Origin of the sequence: Massilia sp. AB1, from assembly GCF_018119385.1 — a bacterium.
Taxonomy (GTDB): Bacteria; Pseudomonadota; Gammaproteobacteria; order Burkholderiales; family Burkholderiaceae_D; genus Telluria.
On record NZ_JAGKSG010000068.1, the window covers coordinates 1 to 16,793 of the forward strand.

At 68.5% G+C, this 16,793-nt stretch carries 14 protein-coding genes and 1 pseudogene; 5 read left to right on the forward strand and 10 right to left on the reverse strand.

Translation table 11 applies throughout. The annotated features are described in order from the left end of the window. The first annotated feature begins 68 nt into the window (after positions 1-68). Positions 69-488 (forward strand): DNA-deoxyinosine glycosylase, encoded by a 420-nt coding sequence (locus J8847_RS22605; RefSeq protein ID WP_211526943.1) that lies wholly within the window; start codon positions 69-71, stop codon positions 486-488. On the opposite strand, the gene J8847_RS22610 is transcribed toward J8847_RS22605, so the two are convergent. The 3 genes from J8847_RS22610 to J8847_RS22620 all read right to left on the reverse strand — a co-directional run bounded on the left by J8847_RS22610 (position 480) and on the right by J8847_RS22620 (position 3,648). Further along, entirely contained in the window at positions 480-1,484 is a 1,005-nt protein-coding gene (locus J8847_RS22610) for an alpha/beta hydrolase family protein (protein WP_211526934.1), read from the reverse strand. The two genes, J8847_RS22605 and J8847_RS22610, sit on opposite strands and share 9 nt — an antisense overlap. A gap of 68 nt (positions 1,485-1,552) precedes the next feature. Then, a complete protein-coding gene (locus J8847_RS22615; RefSeq protein ID WP_211526935.1) occupies positions 1,553-2,722 on the reverse strand; it encodes a tetratricopeptide repeat protein in 1,170 nt (389 codons plus the stop codon). A gap of 68 nt (positions 2,723-2,790) precedes the next feature. Next, complete coding sequence (locus J8847_RS22620; protein WP_211526936.1) at positions 2,791-3,648, reverse strand: HDOD domain-containing protein; 858 nt, start codon at positions 3,646-3,648, stop codon at positions 2,791-2,793. Between the two features lie 141 nt (positions 3,649-3,789). Here J8847_RS22620 and J8847_RS22625 point away from each other — a divergent pair, with 141 nt between their 5' ends. Next, the gene (locus J8847_RS22625) at positions 3,790-4,359 is read left to right on the forward strand and encodes a DNA-3-methyladenine glycosylase (protein WP_211526937.1); all 570 of its coding nucleotides are present in this window, start codon (positions 3,790-3,792) and stop codon (positions 4,357-4,359) included. 44 nt (positions 4,360-4,403) lie between these two features. On the opposite strand, the gene J8847_RS22630 is transcribed toward J8847_RS22625, so the two are convergent. Beyond that, positions 4,404-4,634, reverse strand: coding sequence for a hypothetical protein (locus J8847_RS22630; RefSeq protein WP_211526946.1), 231 nt, complete (start codon positions 4,632-4,634; stop codon positions 4,404-4,406). Between J8847_RS22630 and J8847_RS22635 the strand changes: the two are divergent. Further along, positions 4,554-5,210, forward strand: a pseudogene (locus J8847_RS22635) (deoxyribodipyrimidine photo-lyase); the annotation flags it as partial. The gene J8847_RS22630 and the pseudogene J8847_RS22635 sit on opposite strands and share 81 nt — an antisense overlap. 145 nt (positions 5,211-5,355) lie before the next feature. Here the strand turns inward: J8847_RS22635 and J8847_RS22640 are convergent. From J8847_RS22640 to J8847_RS22665, 6 genes are all read right to left on the reverse strand, one after another. Further along, entirely contained in the window at positions 5,356-10,569 is a 5,214-nt protein-coding gene (locus J8847_RS22640; protein ID WP_211526938.1) for an Hpt domain-containing protein, read from the reverse strand. Positions 10,570-10,582: 13 nt separating this feature from the next. After that, positions 10,583-12,898: a methyl-accepting chemotaxis protein gene (locus J8847_RS22645; protein ID WP_211526939.1), complete on the reverse strand. Its 2,316-nt coding sequence runs from the start codon at positions 12,896-12,898 to the stop codon at positions 10,583-10,585. A gap of 27 nt (positions 12,899-12,925) precedes the next feature. After that, the gene (locus J8847_RS22650) at positions 12,926-13,453 is read right to left on the reverse strand and encodes a chemotaxis protein CheW (protein WP_229429765.1); all 528 of its coding nucleotides are present in this window, start codon (positions 13,451-13,453) and stop codon (positions 12,926-12,928) included. Further along, entirely contained in the window at positions 13,450-13,860 is a 411-nt protein-coding gene (locus J8847_RS22655) for a PleD family two-component system response regulator (RefSeq protein ID WP_373888806.1), read from the reverse strand. The genes J8847_RS22650 and J8847_RS22655 overlap by 4 nt, the downstream gene beginning before the upstream one ends. A 19-nt stretch (positions 13,861-13,879) precedes the next feature. Beyond that, a complete protein-coding gene (locus J8847_RS22660) occupies positions 13,880-14,278 on the reverse strand; it encodes a PleD family two-component system response regulator (protein ID WP_211526940.1) in 399 nt (132 codons plus the stop codon). A 119-nt stretch (positions 14,279-14,397) separates the two neighbouring features. Next, on the reverse strand, positions 14,398-14,550 hold the full coding sequence (locus J8847_RS22665; protein ID WP_029755924.1) for a rubredoxin: 153 nt from the start codon (positions 14,548-14,550) through the stop codon (positions 14,398-14,400). A gap of 158 nt (positions 14,551-14,708) precedes the next feature. Here J8847_RS22665 and J8847_RS22670 point away from each other — a divergent pair, with 158 nt between their 5' ends. Both J8847_RS22670 and hemL read left to right on the forward strand, forming a co-directional pair. After that, complete coding sequence (locus J8847_RS22670) at positions 14,709-15,443, forward strand: hydroxymethylpyrimidine/phosphomethylpyrimidine kinase (RefSeq protein ID WP_373888807.1); 735 nt, start codon at positions 14,709-14,711, stop codon at positions 15,441-15,443. A gap of 32 nt (positions 15,444-15,475) precedes the next feature. Then, complete coding sequence (gene hemL / locus J8847_RS22675) at positions 15,476-16,774, forward strand: glutamate-1-semialdehyde 2,1-aminomutase (protein ID WP_211526942.1); 1,299 nt, start codon at positions 15,476-15,478, stop codon at positions 16,772-16,774. Positions 16,775-16,793: the final 19 nt, after the last annotated feature.

Consider the following 16,793-nt stretch of genomic DNA (forward strand, 5'->3'; position numbering starts at 1 on the left):
TTTCCAGTTCAAGAAGAAGAAAAAATTGCGACAGTAGAGCAGAACCAAATGAACACTTTTCATCGTTCATAAATCCGCGCAACCAGTTCTGGCGCCTGATTTCCTCGGTCATCGGCGAAGACCTGGCCGCGCTGCCTTACGCCGAGCGCCTGCCGCGCCTGCTCGCGCACCACGTGGGATTGTGGGACGTGCTGGCCGCCTGCGAGCGCGAAGGCAGCCTCGATTCCGCGATCCGCAAGCCGGCCGCCAACGATTTCGAGCGCCTGCGCGCACTATGCCCGCGGCTGGAGACGGTGGGATTCAATGGCCAGGCCTCGGGCAAGTTCGCGCCCCAGTTCGCGCAGCACGGCTACCGCACCGTGGTCCTGCCGTCGTCCTCGCCTGCGCACATGGCGCTGAGTTTTGAGCAGAAATTGCAGGTATGGCGCCAGCTGGCCGTGGATCCCGGCGAGGATCGCGCATCACCGGTGCAGGGATCGCTACTCTGACATTGCCTGCGAGATCGCGGCGAACGAGGTATCGAAGCGGTAGGGGATGTTCAGGTGGCTGTCGTCGAATTCCTGGTGGACGACGGCGATGCCGTGCCGGGCCAGGCGGTCGCGGAAGATGCGCGCGCCGAACTGCAGGTTGAATTCATCCTGGGTGCCGGCGTCCAGGTAGATCAGGCGCAGCGAGGCCAGGGCCTCCAGATATTCGTCCACCAGGTGCACGGGATCGTGGCGCAGCCATTGCGCCCACACGGCGTCGTTGATTTCCGCCGTGTGCGGATCGAAGGGCAGCGCGAATCCGTGCGGCAGGGCAGGGTCGGGCGAGTAGCACGAAGCCATGGCCAGGGTGTTGACGACCGCGCGGTAGGCGGCGTCGCGTGGACGGTGGGTATGCAGGTCGCGCATCAGCCGATCGAGTCCGCCCAGCCGGCCGATCGAACGCGCGCAGGTGACGAAGGCCGGTTTGTAGCACAGCTCGAAATACAGGTCGCCGCTGTGCGAGGCCGTCAGCGCGAATATGTCGGGATGACGCATCGCCAGCATCAGCGCGCCATAGCCGCCCGAGCTTTTTCCCGCCACCGCGCGGTACTCGCGCCGCGCCAGCGTGCGGTAGCTGCGGTCGATGTAGGGGACCAGTTCGTCGACGAGATGGTCTTCGTAGCGGCCGGTGGCCGGTGAATTGATGTACTGGCTGCCGCCCAGGCGGGTCAGGCAATCCGGCATGACGACGATGAAGGGGCGGACCGTGCCGCCGGCGATCAGGCGGTCCATGCGCTGAGCGATGTTCTCATCCCATACCGTGTCGTTCAGGAAGGTCGTGCCGCGGCCATTGAATCCAGCCAGCAGGTAGACGACGGGATAGTGTTGCGACGGGTTCTCGTCGTATCCCGGCGGCAGGTAGACCGGCACGATGCGCCGCGCGGGATCGCCCATCGCATTGTTGGCGAGGACGGTACTGTCGAAGGTATCGAGGACGATGCGGCCGGACGAGCTCAATGGTGGATTCGCGAGGCAAGGGGACGCTCAAGTATAGCAGTCGCGTTCCCCCGCCATGGCATCCGCCGTCAGCGCAGCCGAGCCCCCGTCTGCGCAATGCTGCGCAGGTAGGCCAGCTTGGCCGAATAGATATCGCGGTTGCTCTTCCTGGTGCTGTTGTCGACCGCCAGCGCGATGTGCTCGCGGGCGTCGACCAGTTCGCCCAGGCGCAGGTGCGCAATGCCGAGCCAGAAGCGGAACTCGTCGTTGTAGGGCGAGCGCTTGATCTCGCGTTCGAACAAGTCCTTGGCCTCGTCGTTATCGCCGGCCTTGAGCGCCGCCATCCCCTTGTCGAAGAAGTAGTAGGGGGGATAGGGCTCGATGCTGGCGATCCGCTTTTCCAGTTCCTGCGCTTCCAGCGGGCGGCCGAGGGCCAGCAGCACCGGCTGCAGGTTGCGCAGCACGGACACGTTTTCGGGTTCGCGCGACAGCGCGGCGCGGAAGGTCTGCTCGGCGAGCGTCATGTCGCCATGGCGCTGGTAGACCACGCCGAGCGTGTTGAGCGGCTGTACCGCGCCGGGACGCGCCGACACCGCCGCCTTGGCCCACCAGTAGGCGTCGTTGACGCGCTGCTGCACCAGGGCTTCGGCGGCGCGGTTGTTCAGGTAGAGCGAGACGATGTCTTCCTCTTCCAGCGCGCGGCTGCGCAGCTTGGCCGCGTCGGCCGGCGGCAGGAAGTCCACCACCAGGTGGCGGCTGGTGTCGAAGCCGTTCTGGACGTCGCCGATCCGGTCGCCGATGCTGATGTTGACGTGGTTGCTGGCCAGGTACAAGCCACCCATGCGGCTCCACATCTCGTCCGTGGTGACGCTCTGGAACTGCACCGGCATGCCCAGCGCCTTGGCGAACGCGGCCGTCATGATCACCAGCGACAGGCAGTTGCCCGAGCGCACCGCATAGGTCTGGGCGGCGGTGCGGGTGGTCGTGGACTCGTATTCGAGCTTCAGGTCGGTCTTGCTGTACAGCGCATCGACCAGGCCATGGCGCGAGCCGCGCGAGCGCAGGGTCTGCGTGAACGCGGGACTGCTGATGTAGGCCTTCATGGCCGGACTGAGCGTAAACAGCTCGTCGGCGCTCACGGGCTCGGACGGCGGCGCGAAGCCGGCGTCGGCAAACAGGGCGGTCGGGGCGGGTGGCGGCGCCACGCTGGCGCATCCGGCGAGTGCTGCCGACAGCAGCAACAGAATCAGGCGCTTCATGTCTCCTCCTGCGCAACTACTTTTAGCCAAGTATCTGCCTGAAGGGAGAGGAAGTCAAAAGTATGTATTTATTCTTCGTGAAAAGCTTCGAGCAATTCGTCGAGCAATTCGGCCGTTTCCTCGCCGGAAAGGCCAAGATAAGCGCAGGCGGCGTCGCCTGCCTTGCCCCATTCCAGCGACTCGGGCTGGCCCTGGTAGCTGCACAGGGCGCTTTCCGCCAGCACCGACAGCGCCACCAGCGAACGCACGGTGGATGCGGTCGAGGCGTCGTCGAGGACGCTGAAATCGTGGTGGTGCAGGATGGCCCAGCCGACATCGCCCGACAGGCCCCAGTTGCGCGCCAGCAGGCAGCCGACCGCCGCGTGGCTGGTGTTGTGGCGCTCGTCCTCCAGCGCCGTGAACGGGCGCAGCATTTCCAGCGAGGCGGCGGCGTAGGTCGCGGCATAGTCGGGGAAGCGGTCCATCAGCAGCGGCACGCCAGTGTCGCAGAACAGGCCGAAGGTGTGGGCCACGTCCGGCTCGCCGATGCGCAGGCGGCGCGACAGGAACACCATGGCTTGCGCGCGGCGCGAGGAGATGTCCCAGAAGCTTGCCAGTTCGGCACTATTGGCGGGAATCGCCTGGCGCGCCAGCAGGCCCGTCATCAGGGCCGCCACCTGGTTGATGCCCAGGAACAGAATGGCCTGCTCGACCGACTTGGCCTTGCGGCGTCCGCCAAAGATCGAGGAATTGGCCAGCTTGAGCAGCGCGCCGGACATGCCGACGTCACTCGCCACGATCTTGCCGATTGCCTCAGGCGACGGATCTTCCGACGCCAGCTCGCGCTGCATGTCGGCCAGCAGGCTGGGACGCGGCGGAATGCGGATCGACTTGATCAGGGCATCGACCTGATCGACCTGCTGAATGGGTTCGGCGACGGTGTTCATGGGAAAGGATGGGTGCTTCTGGGAAGGCAACAACTGGCGTCACTATAACCCAGCAAGAATTAACTTGCAGCAAAGCAATGCGATCTGTGTGTCAATTTCACCAAAACGCCGGGTCAATCTGACCCGGGATAGAATCGAAGCATGGCTATTTCGATAATTGCGGGAATTGATTTTTCGGCGCCGGCGGAGATCGTGGCGCGCCAGCTGATCGGGGTCACGGTGCTGGTCGACGGGGTCGGCGGGCGCATCGTCGAGACCGAGGCCTACGACCGCGAAGACCCGGCCTCGCACGCCTATTCCGGTCCCACCGAGCGCAATGCCTCCATGTTCGGGCCGCCGGCACATGCCTATGTCTACCGTTCCTACGGCATCCATTGGTGCCTGAACTTCGTGTGCCGCGAAGCGGGGCATGGGGCAGGGGTCCTGATCCGGGCGCTGGAGCCGGTGGCGGGGCTGGACGTGATGCGCGCGCGGCGCGATGCGGACGACGAGTGGCTGCTGTGTTCCGGGCCGGGCAAGCTGTGCCAGGCGCTGGGCGTCACGCGGGCGCTCAACGGCATGCCGCTGTCGGCGCCGCCTTTCGAGCTGCTGCCGGCGCCGCGCGAGCTGCCGGTCGTGGAGGGGCCGCGCATCGGCATCTCGAAGGCGGTGGACGTGCCGTGGCGCTTCGGGCTGGCCGGGTCGCGCTTCGTGAGCAGGCCGTTCAGGTAGGGTGGACGGCTTTGCCGTCCACGCGGTGATCGTCGGCGGCGAGATCATCCCGCAAGAAATCGGAGGCGGTGGCTGTCGCCGCGGGGGGGGGGGGGGCCGGCCCCCCCCCCCCCCCCCCGGCGCGGGGGGGGGGGGGGGCCCGGGGGGGGGCGGGGGGGGGGGGGGGGGGGGGGGGGGGGGTGTGGGGGGGGGGGGGGGGGGGGGGGGCCGCCCCCTCGACCTGGCTGTCCGAGCTGATCTGGCGGGATTTCTACGCCATGATCCTGTACCGGCATCCGCAGGTGGCGACGCGGGCCTTCAAGCCGGCCTTCGATGCGGTGCGGTGGGAGGATGGGCCGGAGGCAGAGGCATTGTTCGCGGCCTGGTGCGAGGGGCGGACCGGGTATCCGCTGGTGGATGCGGCGATGGCGCAGCTCAATCGCACCGGTTTCATGCACAACCGGCTGAGGATGGTGACGGCCAGTTTCCTGGTCAAGGACCTGGGGATCGACTGGCGGCGCGGGGAGCGCTACTTTGCGCTCAAGCTCAACGATTACGACATGGCGTCGAACAACGGCGGCTGGCAGTGGGCGGCGTCGACGGGCTGCGATGCGCAGCCGTGGTTCAGGATTTTCAATCCGGTGACACAATCGCAGAAGTTCGATGCGAAGGGGGAGTTCATTCGGCGCTGGCTACCGCAGCTGATGGCCCTGGATGCGAAGGAAATTCATGCGCCGTGGCTCATGGCGGCCGAGAAGCTCGCTGAAAAAGGCGTGGTGCTGGGGAAGGATTATCCGGGGCCGGTTGTCGATCATGACAAGGCTCGGCAGCGGACTTTGGAGCGGTTTAGTGTGGTGAAGAGACAGAGTTAGGGGTGTGCGGACAAACTTGGGTCCCCGCCTTCGCGGGGATGACGTTTTTAAGCAGCAGGCCAATGGCTTGGCTATCGGCCCGCCCCCTCCGAACGTCATCCCCGCGCAGGCGGGGACCCAAGTTCGTCGAACAGCCACTAACGTATCAAGCCGCCTCGCGCCCCAGCAAACTCCCTATCGCCGCCAGCAACACCTCTTCCTGATACGGCTTGCCGAAATAGGCATTCACGCCCAGCCCCAGCGCATAGTTGCGGTGCTTGTCCGCCGTACGCGAGGTGATCATGATGATCGGCACACCCTGCGTCGCCGAACTCCCGCGAATCTGCCTCGTGAGATCGAAGCCATCCATGCGCGGCATCTCGATATCCACCAGCATCAGGTCCGGCGCCCCCAGCTGCGCGATCTGCTCCAGCGCGTCCACGCCATCCTTGGCCAGCAGCACCTGGTAGCCCTCGCGCTCCAGCAGCCGCTGGGTCACCTTGCGCACGGTGATTGAATCGTCCACCACCATCACGACTGCCTTCTGCGGCTGCGGTACCACCTCAGGCTGCACGCGCCGCGCCTTGACCGGCTGCTGCGCCAGCGCCACCGGATCGAGGATCAGGACGATCTCGCCCGAACCCAGCACCGTCGCGCCCGCGATCCCCGGCACGCGCGACAGCTGCGGACCGATGTTCTTGACCACGACTTCGCGGTTGCCCACCACCTCGCCGATGCACAGGGCAATCCTGCGGCTGCCGCTGTTGAGCACCATGACGGGATTCGAGCGCTGCAGCGGCAGGCGCTCGTCTTCCTCGCCCAGCAAATCCTGCAGCTCGTACAAAGCCAGCGTATCGCCGCCGGCCACGATCTTGCCCTCTTGCCGGGCCGCCTCCAGGTCCGCGTCGCGCACCTGCTGCATCTGCTCCACCAGGGTGGCCGGAATCGCGTAGGTGCGGCTGCCGTTCGACACCAGCACCACCTGGGCCACGGCCAGGGTCAGCGGCAGGTGGATGGTGAAGCGCGTGCCCTGTCCGGGCTGCGACTCGATCGCCACCCGGCCGCCCAGCGCCTGGGCCTCGGAACGCACCACGTCCATGCCGACGCCGCGGCCGGCCAGTTCGGTCAGGGTGTCGGCGGTCGAAAAGCCCGGCTCGAAGATCAGCTCGGCCGCATCCTGGTCCGAGACTTCGTCCAGCTCGCCCAGCAGGCCCACCGCGCGCGCCTTGGCGCGGATGCGCTCGAGGTCCAGGCCGGCGCCGTCGTCGCTGAACTGCATCACGACTTCGTTGCCGTGCTGGCTCACCTGCACCAGCACTTCGCCGGTCTCGGACTTTCCGACGCCCTGGCGCTGGGCGCGCGGCTCGACGCCGTGCACGATGGCGTTGCGCAGCAGGTGCTCGAAAGGCGCGGCCATCTGCTCCAGCACGCCGCGGTCGACCTCGACCGAGCCACCGCGGATGTCCAGGTTGACGCGCTTGTCGGTTTCCTTGGCGGTCTGGCGCGCCACCCGGAACAGGCGTTCCGACAGGCTGGCGAAAGGCACCATGCGCACCCGCATCAGGTCGCGCTGCAGGTCGCGCGTCAGGCGCGACTGCGCCGCCAGCTCCTCTGCCGCACTGTCCACCGTGCGGCCCAGGCTTTCCTGGAACGAGGCCACGTCGTTCACGCTTTCGGCCAGCATGCGGGTCAGTTCCTGCAGGCGGGTGAAGCGGTCGAATTCGAGCGGGTCGAACTCGCGCTCGCCGGCGATCGACAGGCGCGAAGCGATCTGCGATTCGGCCTGCATCTCGATCTCGCGCAGCTGGCGGCGCAGGCGCGCCACGTTGTCCGAGAAATCGCTCAGCGAGCCCTTGAGCGCATCGACCTGGGTTTCCAGCTTGGAGCGCGTGATCGACACTTCACCGGCCTGGTTCACCACCCGGTCGAGGATGTCGGCGCGCACGCGCACCAGCGGCGAACGCGCGCCCGGCTGCTCGGCCGCCGCCGGCGCCGGCGCGGCCTCGGCTTGCACTGCGGCGCGCGGCTGCTGGAGCTGTTCGAACAGCAGCAAGGCCTGGTCGTAATTGGCCAGCAGTTCGTCGAAGGCGGCCGGGCTGGTGGTCCCGGCATGCACCATGTTCTCGATCTGCGTCTCGAGTTCGTGCGTGTGCTGGCCCAGGCGCATCGCACCGGCCATGCGCGCGCTGCCCTTCACGGTGTGCAGGGCGCGCTGCAGGCCCTGGGCGATGGACATGTCCTGCGGATGCTGCTGCCACTGGCGCAGGCCGTTGCCGATCTGCGGCAGCAGGTCGGTGCCCTCTTCCAGGAACACGGGCAGCAGGTCCGGGTCCAGCTCGTCGGCGAAGACCGGGCCGGCCGCAAGGACCGGCTCGGGCTCGGGCGCAGGCGCGCTTGCAGCTTCCGGCGCGGCCTCGGGCTCGGGCTCGGTCAGCACCGCTTCGTCCGGCGTCACGGCCACGAAGGCGGTCTCGTCCAGCTCCGGCACGAATTCCTCGATATCCGGCACAGGCACGGCCGGTCCAGGCGCAGCCTGGTCGAGGGCGGGCGCCGCGAACGGGTCGTCGAGGAACAGGTCGAAGACGTCATCGGCTTCGCTGACTGCGGGCGCTTCCGGCGCGGGCCTGGTATCGAAGGCCGGCGGCTCGGCTACCAGGCTGTCGTAGGCTGCGGCGAACAGGCCGTCGAGCTTCTGCGCCAGTTCCGGGTCGGCTTCGCCATAGACCGCGGCCGCCTGCTGGCTGGCCACGCGTTCGTTCAATCCCGCCAGCTGGTCGATCAGGTCCGGCTGCTCCGGCGCCAGTTCGCCCAGGGCGAACACCTGCAGCATGGTGCGGATGCGCGACAGGGTCGTGTCCAGCACCTCGAGCTGGCCGTCCTCGATGGCGGCGCCCGGCGTCACCAGTTTTTCCAGGCTCAGTTCCAGCGCCTGGGCCACGTCGCGCAGCGCCATGTAACCGACTGTGCCCGAGGTGCCGGCCAGGGTGTGCACGGCCGTCAGGCCCTCTTCCGAGACGGTGCGGCGCGGATCGGCGCGCCAGGCGTCGAATTCCTGCGCCAGCGTCTCGACCAGCTGCTCGGTCTCGGCCAGGTAGATGTCGTACAGCGCTGCCGGCACCTGCAGAGCGCCGATGCGCTTGACGCTTTCCAGGTCGACCGGCTGGTCGAGGACGGGAATGTCGTCCTCTCGCACTTCCTCCCCGGCCGCTTCGAACGGCCCGCCTTCCTGCACCCGGCCGGCCGCCTCGATGAGGGCGGCACCGTCGCGCGCGGGCGTGCGCCCGGCGGCCAGGTCGGCCACCCAGGCATCCAGCTCGGCATGGGCATGGGCCAGCAGCGCCAGCAGGTTGGCGGTGGCGGGGCGGCTGTCGGCCAGCCACACGTTCATCACACGCTCGACGGCGGCGGCGGTGGCGGCGAAATCCTCCAGCTCCACCATGCGGCTGCTGCCCTTGAGCGTGTGGAAGGAGCGGCGCAGCAGGGTCAGGGTTTCCTGGTTGCCCGGCTCCTCGGCCGCGCGCGGCAGGTTCTGGGCGACGAAGCCCAGCACTTCCTGGGCCTCGGCAATGAAGATTTCCAGCAGCTCCGCTTCGATACTGCTTTCCTGGGCCGGAGCCTCTTGCGCCACCGGCGCCGGCTCAGGCGGCGTCTCGACGAACTCGTAAGGCAGCTCGCGCAGCAGCAGCTTGTCCTGGTCGAAGGTGAAGCGGCCTTTCGCGGTCTCGCTGTCCTGCGCCAGCAGGTCGGCGAAGAAACCCAGCGCGCCGATGTTCTGTGCGATGTTGTGCAGCGCCGCGTGCTGGCTGGTGACGTCGCCTTCGTAGCCGGCTAGCTTGCGCACCTCGTCCGCGACGTGGCGCGTGGCCAGCACCGCCTGCTCCAGATCGAGGATGGCGAAGGCGCCCTGCAGCTGGTGCAGCACCGGCGTGCTCTGCTCCAGCACCTGGCGCCTGGACGGGTCGTCGTAGTATTCGTCGAGCAGCTTTTCGATCTGGCGCAGGCCGGTCTTGATCTCGCCCGCCAGCACGGCCACGGTCTGGCCCTGCTGGATCTGGCGCGCCAGTTCGCCCTGCCAGTGCGCGGCGTCCGGCGGGGTTTCGCCGGCGGCCAGGGCCAGCAGGCGCGCGCCCACCGCCTCGGCGTTCTCGGCGAAGTCGCCCGGCAATTGGCGCAGCTGGTCCAGGCCGTTCTCGACGAACAGCATGGCGGCCGCCATCTCCAGGCCGAACTGGTCGCTGCGGCCGGAGGACATGGAATCGGTGGCGGCGCGACCCAGCTCGCGCAGCAGCTGGGCCAGCGCGGGCGCGCCCAGTTTTTCGCTGGCGCCGGCCAGCTGGGCCAGCGCCTGGTTGAAGTCGTCCTCGACCACGGCGTCCGGCTCGTGGGCGATGCGGTCCCAGTCGGACTTGGTGCGGGCCAGGGCCTCGCGCGCTTCCTTCAGCGCAGCCGGGTCGATCTTGCCGTAGCGGCGCTCGGCGTAGTCCAGCGGCACCGCGCCGTCCAGGTGCAGGGCCTGGCGCAGGCGCTGCGCCTCGCCGCCCGCGGCTGGGTCCGGTGCCGCTGCGACGAAGAACAGGGCGTCGCGCAGCATGGCCTCGGGCGTGCCGCCCTGCCCCTGCGACAGGCGGCGCGCCTGCAGGTTGATCTGGCCAAACAGCTGCTTGGCATACAGGTCGCTGCCGACCTGGCCCTCCGCCACCACGGCGGCGAAGGCGTGCATCGCCTGCCAGAACAGGCGCGCGCGCGGCTCCTGCTGGGCGGCCGCGATCGGCGCGATGGCGTCGCGCATGCCGGCCGCATGCAGGCGGATCTGCTCCGGCTCGGTGCTCTTCAGGTAGGGCAGGAGCGATTTTTCGAAACGCGCGCGGCAGGCGGCGTAGTCGGCGGGGCCGGCCTCGCCCTCCACCGGCAGCTCCGGCAGGGTGGACAAGTCCAGGACCAGCAGGTCGGACGGGTGGATGCGCTGCACGCCCAGGCGCTCCTGCAAGTCGCGGAAATACGGGAACAGGCGCGCCGGCTGCTGCGGCGCGCCGGCCAGGAGCTCGTCGAGGTATTCGCCGAGGGCGCCGTAGGCGTCCTGCAGCAGCTTCGCGTTCTCCTCGGTGCAGGGCAGCTGGCCGTCCTTGAGGCGGTCGAGCAGCTCCTCGGCGGCGCCGGTATAGGCTTGCACGCCCTCGACGTCCACCATCTGCAGGGCGCCGTGGGCCTGGTGCAGGTGGGTCTTGGCATGCAGCAGCAGGGTCGGCTGGGCTTCCTGGCTGCGTCCGGCGGCGTCGCGCACCGCGGCGCCGGAACGGTCCAGCGCATCGCGGATCTCGCCGATCACCCAGGACAGCGGGCCAGTGTCGAATCCTCCTGCGCGTGTCTGTGTCGTCGTCATGGGCGAGAGTTTATCAGGCTGCAACGCGGAAGCGGGATACGGAGTCCTTCAGCTCCTGGGCCAGGTCCGCCAGTTCGCGGATCGACTGGGCGGTCTGGCGCGTGCCCTGCTGGGTATGCTCGGTCACCGACAGGATGTGCTGCATGTTGTGCGCCACGCTGTTGGCCGAGGTGGCCTGCAGCTCGGTGGCGTAGGACATGCCCTGGATCAGCTCCGCCAGGCGGTTCGACACGCGCGAGATGTCGGCTAGCGCGGCGCCGGCGGCGTCCGACAGGCGCGCGCCCTCGACCACGCCCTGGGTCGACTTTTCCATCGCGGCCACGGCGTCGTGGGTGTCGGCCTGGATGGTGCGCACCAGCGCGCCGATCCCCTTGGCCGCTTCGGCCGAACGTTCCGCCAGGCGCTGCACCTCTTCCGCCACCACCGAGAAGCCGCGTCCCGCTTCGCCCGCGGAGGCGGCCTGGATCGCGGCGTTCAGCGCCAGCACGTTGGTCTGCTCGGTGATGTCCGAGATCAGGTCGGTGATCTCGCCGATCTCCTGCGAGGATTCGCCCAGGCGCTTGATGCGCTTGGAGGTTTCCTGGATCTGCTCGCGGATCTCGTTCATGCCGATGATGGCGTTCTGCACCGCTAGCGCGCCCTGCTCCGCCGCCGCCACCGACTGGCGCGCCACATCGGCCGATTCCAGCGCCGAGCGCGACACATCGGTGATCTCGCTGGCCATGCGCAGCACGGTGCTGGAGGCGTCCTTGATTTCCTTCGACTGCTCCTCGGCGGCGCCCAGCAGGCGGGTCGACACCGCCTGCGCGCCGCTCGAGGCGCGCGTGACCTGCTCGGCGGTGGTGATCACGCGCACCACCAGGCCGCGCAGCTCTTCCACGGTGTAGTTGACCGAGTCGGCGATGGCGCCGGTGATGTCCTCGGACACGGTGGCGTGCACGGTCAGGTCGCCGTCCGCCACTTCCTGCAGTTCGTTCATCAGGCGCAGGATCGCCGCCTGGTTGGCGTCGTTGGTGGCCTTGGCCTCTTCTTCCTTGGCCTGGGCCAGCTGGCGCATGGCTTCGGCGTCGCGGCGGCGCGCTTCCAGGCCGCGGGTGCGGTTGCGCTGGTCCTGCAGCATCACGCGCGAGATGCTGCCGCCCATCGCCAGCGTGAAGATCGCGGCGCCGACCAGCACCCAGAACCAGGGGCTGTTGCCGCCCTGGGCCAGGCGGTAGCCGTTCTGCAGGCGTCCCAGCAAGGCGCCCAGCTGCTCGTTGTCGCGCGCGATGGTCTGCTCGGCGACGCGGGCGGCGTGGAAGTGGCCGATGTTGCTTTGCAGGGAGGCGACGGTGGACTGGAAGGCGCGGAAGGCTTCGCGCGCCTTGGCCAGGCGCTCGCGCAGGCCGGCGTCGGCCAGCGGGGCCAGGCCCAGCGCGGCGCTGCCGTCCAGCAGGCCGTCGACGATGGCGCCCAGCGCACTGGCGTCGCGCGCGATCGATTCGGCCGCGCCGCTGCGCGGCGCTCCCGGCGTCACGAAGGCGTGGGCGCCGGCCGTCAGGCTCTGGGTCAGGCTCATCATGCGGCCCAGGGCGGCCACTTCGCGCGCGCTGCCGCCGCGCTCGGTGCGCTGGTCGAGCAGGGTGTCGCCGATCGAGAGCAGTTCGGGGCTGAAGGTGGACAGCTGCGCCAGGCTCTCGCCGTAGCCGGTCAGGTAGCGCTTGTTCTTGACCAGGACCGCGGCGGCCTTGTCGGAGGCGCTCCACATGCTGCGCGCCTTGGACACCAGGGCCGCGGCCTCGCCGCTGGCGGCCGGGATGTCGCCGGCGGGGGCGTTGCCGCCGCGCGCCAGCAGGGCCAGGTTGCGCCCCAGGTCGGCGCGGCTGCTTTCGAGCTGTGCGATGGCCTCGCCGTCGCCGCGCAGCGCCTTCGGCGCCACCTTGCCCAGGCGGTGGGCGTTCATCAGGGCGTCGCTCGCGGTCTGGCTCTGGCCCGCGGCTTCGGCATTGTGGGCGGCGTTCTGCCACATCGACAGCACGGTCAGCAGGATGCCGGCCGCGAAGGCGCCCAGCAGCAGGCGCAGCTGGCGCGGCAGCGACAGGTGGCCGATCAGCGGCAGGCTGAGCTTGTCCTTCTCGGCGTCTTCACCGGGCGCGCCCTTGCGGTGGCGGATGTTGCCCAGGCGGCGCGCCGCGGCTTCGGCGGAGCCTCCCGCGGGCGCCGCGGTTGCTATTGCCGCCGCCGCGCCGACGCCGGGGCCGAACTGGGTATCCGGCGAGGACAGCACGGTGTCGTCGTCGGCGCTCTCCCTGGCGAAGAAATTGGTGCTGAGTTTCGAGGCGAATCCCATTCCGGCTCCTGGTCCTGCTGTTCGTGGTTAGCTAATTGCGACGTGCAGGAAGCGCTCTTCCCGCACCAGTGCCGCCAGCGACAGCGGCTTCCATGTGTTGCCCTCCGGGTCGCGCAAGGCGTCCCCGATGCGCTCCATCGCGCCGGCCTGGCGCAGGCCGTAGACCTGGTCCACCCGCAGCGCGCAATTGAAGCCCAGCGCCGGCGAGAAGGTGACCAGCCGTCCCGGGCCGGCCGCTGCGGGCGCATCCTGGTCCAGGTAGCGCGCCAGGTCGATCACGCCCAGCAGCGCGCCGCGCACGTTGACCAGGCCGAGGTACCAGGGCCGGGTCAGCGGGACGGGGGTGAGCGGGCCGCTCGGCACGATCTCGCCGGCCTCGGTGAGGTCGAGCAGCCAGCGCGTGCCGGCGATGCCCAGGCCGAGCTGCTGCACCCGCTCGCCGTTGCCGCTCTTGGCGGCCTGCATGCGCTCCAGCAGTTCTTCCTGGTAGGCGCGCAGGCGGGTGCGGCGCGCGGCGTCGTCCGGCCTGCCCTCCGCGCCGTCGATGTCCATCATGCGCTCGCGCGCACCGGCATGGCCGCGGCTGCGCCCGCGTCGGCGCCGAGGGCGGCGATGGCGGCCAGCAGCTGCTGCGGGTCGACCGGCTTGACCAGGTAGTCCTTGGCGCCCTGGCGCATGCCCCAGATGCGGTCGGTCTCCTGGCTCTTGCTGCTGCAGATGATGACCGGGACCTTGGACAGCTCGGGATCGCGCGCGATCGCGCGCGTGATCTGGAAGCCGTTCGCGCCCGGCATGACGACGTCCATCAGGATCAGTTCCGGGCGCTCGGCGCGGATGCGTTCCAGCGCCTCTTCGCCGTTGACGGCGGTGCTGACGGCATATCCCTGCCTGGCCAGGATGTCGGTCAGGTAGAAGCGTTCGGTCGGGGAATCGTCGACGATGAGAATCTTGTGTATGGCCACGTACGGCTCCGGGGTCGGTTCATGCAGCCTTGCCGGCGGTGTGGTCGCGCACGGCGGCCAGCAGGCTGTCTTTGGAAAACGGTTTGGTCAGGTAGGCGCTGGCGCCCACCATGGCGCCGCGCGCGCGGTCGAACAGGCCGTCCTTCGACGACAGCATCAGGACCGGGGTGGCGGAAAAGCGTGCGCTCTTCTTGATCAGGGCGCAGGTCTGGTAGCCATCCAGGCGCGGCATCAGGATATCGCAGAACACCAGCGCGGGATGGTGGTCGTTGATCTTCGCCAGCGCGTCGAAGCCGTCCTCGGCCAGCACCACGTGGTAGCCGGCCTGGGTCAGGAAGATCTCGGCGGAGCGGCGTATCGTGCTGCTGTCGTCGATCACCATGATGGTCAGGCCCGTCGGTTGCGGGGATGTCGTCATTGTCGTTTCACTTCGGCATGAAGCGCCACGATAGCACAGCCCCCTTCCCTTGTGCGCGAAGTGTTGCGCTGCATCAACTACGCGGTTGTCAATACAGCGGCATCAAGCCTTCGCGCAGCTCAGATGGCGGTCATCTCGAAGTCGTCCTTGCGGGCGCCGCACTCCGGGCAGGTCCAGTTCATCGGCACGTCGGCCCAGCGGGTGCCGGGGGCGATGCCGTCATCGGGGGCGCCGGCGGCTTCGTCGTAGACCCAGCCGCAGATCAAGCACATCCAGGTCTGGAAAGGCGCCGTCGAATCAGTACTCACAGTATTGTTCCTTCTATCTAGTAAAATGCGGAATCAGGTATCTTAATCTACCCGTCGTGCAAAACCAACCGTTACCCCTCATCCTGACGTTCGGGCTCTGCGATCCAGTCGGCGCGCTCGGCGTGCAAGCCGACGTGGCCGCCTTCGCGGCCCTGGGCTGCCACGCCCTGACGGCGGTGGCCGGCCTGCTGGTGTCGGACAGCGCGCGGGTGGAAAACCTGCACGAAGTCGACAGCGACTGGATGGCCGACCAGGCCCGCACCCTGCTCGAAGACATGCCGGTGGCCGCCTTCAAGGTCGGCGCCGTGCCCAGCGCCCTGCACCTGGCGGCGATCGCCGAAATCGTCTCGGACTATCCGGACGCGCCCCTGATCCTCGATCCCTTCCTCACCTCCCTGCCCGACGCCGGCATGGCCGACGAGGAGATGATGTCGGCCCTGATCTCGATCCTGTCGCCCCAGGCCACCTGCCTGATCCTGTCGCAGTCGGAACTGGGCCGCATGGCCGAGACCTGGCGCGAAGGCGGCGAGGGTTCGCTGGAACAGGACGTGGCCGAACTGACATCGTCCGGCCTGCAGTACGTGCTGGTGACCGGCACCCGCGACGAGGGCGGCGCCTGCTCCAACACCCTGTTCGACCGCGACGGCGAAGTCGCGCGCGTCGACTGGCAGCACCTGCCGGGGCCTTTCGTCGGGGCCGGCAACACCTATTCGGCGGCCTTCACCGCGCTGATGGCGCGCGGCTTCGACGCGCCCACGGCCCTGAACGTCGCCCAGGAATACACCACCGGGGCGCTCGAACACGCGCAGCGCTTCGGCATGGGCAAGTTCATCCCCAGCAAATTCTACCGGCCGTAAGCCTGCGCTTCGGCTTCACCTTGATCGCAACCATGACCACAGAACACGCCAGTTCCAAGAACGACATCCTGTTTGCCCGCGCCCAGCAATCCACGCCCGGCGGCGTCAATTCTCCGGTGCGCGCCTTCCGCTCGGTGGGCGGCACGCCGCGCTTCATCACCCGCGCCGAAGGCCCGTACTTCTGGGACGCGGACGGCAAGCGCTACATCGACTACATCGGCTCCTGGGGCCCGGCCATCGTCGGCCACGCCCACCCGCAGGTGGTGAAGGCGGTGCAGGATGCGGCGGCCAATGGCCTGTCCTTCGGCGCCCCGACCGAGGGCGAGATCGAGATCGCCGAGGAGCTGTGCCGCCTGGTGCCTTCGCTGGAGCAGGTGCGCCTGGTCTCGTCGGGCACCGAGGCGACCATGAGCGCCCTGCGCCTGGCGCGCGGCGCCACCGGCCGCGACAAGATCGTCAAGTTCGAAGGCTGCTACCACGGCCACGCCGACTCGCTGCTGGTGAAGGCCGGCAGCGGCCTGCTCACCTTCGGCAACCCGACCTCGGCCGGCGTGCCGGAAGACTTCGTCAAGCACACCCTGGTCCTGGACTACAACAACGTCCCGCAGCTGGAAGACGCCTTCGCCTCGATGGGCGACACCATCGCCTGCGTGATCGTGGAGCCGGTGGCCGGCAACATGAACCTGATCCGCGCCACGCCGGAATTCCTGACCCGCATGCGCGAGCTGTGCACCGAACATGGCGCGGTGCTGATCTTCGACGAAGTGATGTGCGGCTTCCGCGTGGGCCTGGGCGGCGCCCAGGAGATGTACGGCATCAGCCCGGACCTGACCGCGCTGGGCAAGGTGATCGGCGGCGGCATGCCGGTCGCGGCCTTCGGCGGCCGTTCGGAACTGATGCAGAAGATGGCGCCGATCGGTCCCGTGTACCAGGCCGGCACCCTGTCGGGCAACCCGGTCGCGGTGGCGGCCGGCATGACTACCCTGAAGCTGGTGCAGGAGCCGGGCTTCTACGACCGCTTGAGCGCGCAGACCGCCAAGCTGGTGGAAGGCCTGGCCGAAGCGGCCAAGGAAGCAGGCGTGACCTTCTGCGCCGACTCGGTGGGCGGCATGTTCGGCATGTATTTCTCGGCCACCGTGCCGTCGACCTATGCGCAGATGATGGCGGGCGACAAGGAGCGCTTCAACCGCTTCTTCCACGGCATGCTGGACGAAGGCGTGTACTTCGCGCCGGCCATGTTCGAAGCGGGCTTCGTGTCGGCGCAGCATGATGACGGCGTGATCGCCGAGACGGTGGAAGCGGCGCGCCGGGTGTTCAAGCGCATCGCGTAATCGCATCCACAAAATAAAA

Bases quoted from the DNA above. Each gene is read 5' to 3' on its own strand.
- J8847_RS22650 (WP_229429765.1), bottom strand. From the start codon at position 13,453: ATGATGGACATCGACGGCGCGGAGGGCAGGCCGGACGACGCCGCGCGC.
- J8847_RS22660 (WP_211526940.1), bottom strand. From the start codon at position 14,278: ATGACGACATCCCCGCAACCGACGGGCCTGACCATCATGGTGATCGAC.
- J8847_RS22630 (WP_211526946.1), bottom strand. From the start codon at position 4,634: ATGCCGGTACAGGATCATGGCGTAGAAATCCCGCCAGATCAGCTCGGA.
- J8847_RS22620 (WP_211526936.1), bottom strand. From the start codon at position 3,648: ATGAACACCGTCGCCGAACCCATTCAGCAGGTCGATCAGGTCGATGCC.
- J8847_RS22645 (WP_211526939.1), bottom strand. From the start codon at position 12,898: ATGGGATTCGCCTCGAAACTCAGCACCAATTTCTTCGCCAGGGAGAGC.
- J8847_RS22615 (WP_211526935.1), bottom strand. From the start codon at position 2,722: ATGAAGCGCCTGATTCTGTTGCTGCTGTCGGCAGCACTCGCCGGATGC.
- J8847_RS22640 (WP_211526938.1), bottom strand. From the start codon at position 10,569: ATGACGACGACACAGACACGCGCAGGAGGATTCGACACTGGCCCGCTG.
- J8847_RS22625 (WP_211526937.1), top strand. From the start codon at position 3,790: ATGGCTATTTCGATAATTGCGGGAATTGATTTTTCGGCGCCGGCGGAG.
- J8847_RS22665 (WP_029755924.1), bottom strand. From the start codon at position 14,550: ATGTGCTTGATCTGCGGCTGGGTCTACGACGAAGCCGCCGGCGCCCCC.
- hemL (WP_211526942.1), top strand. From the start codon at position 15,476: ATGACCACAGAACACGCCAGTTCCAAGAACGACATCCTGTTTGCCCGC.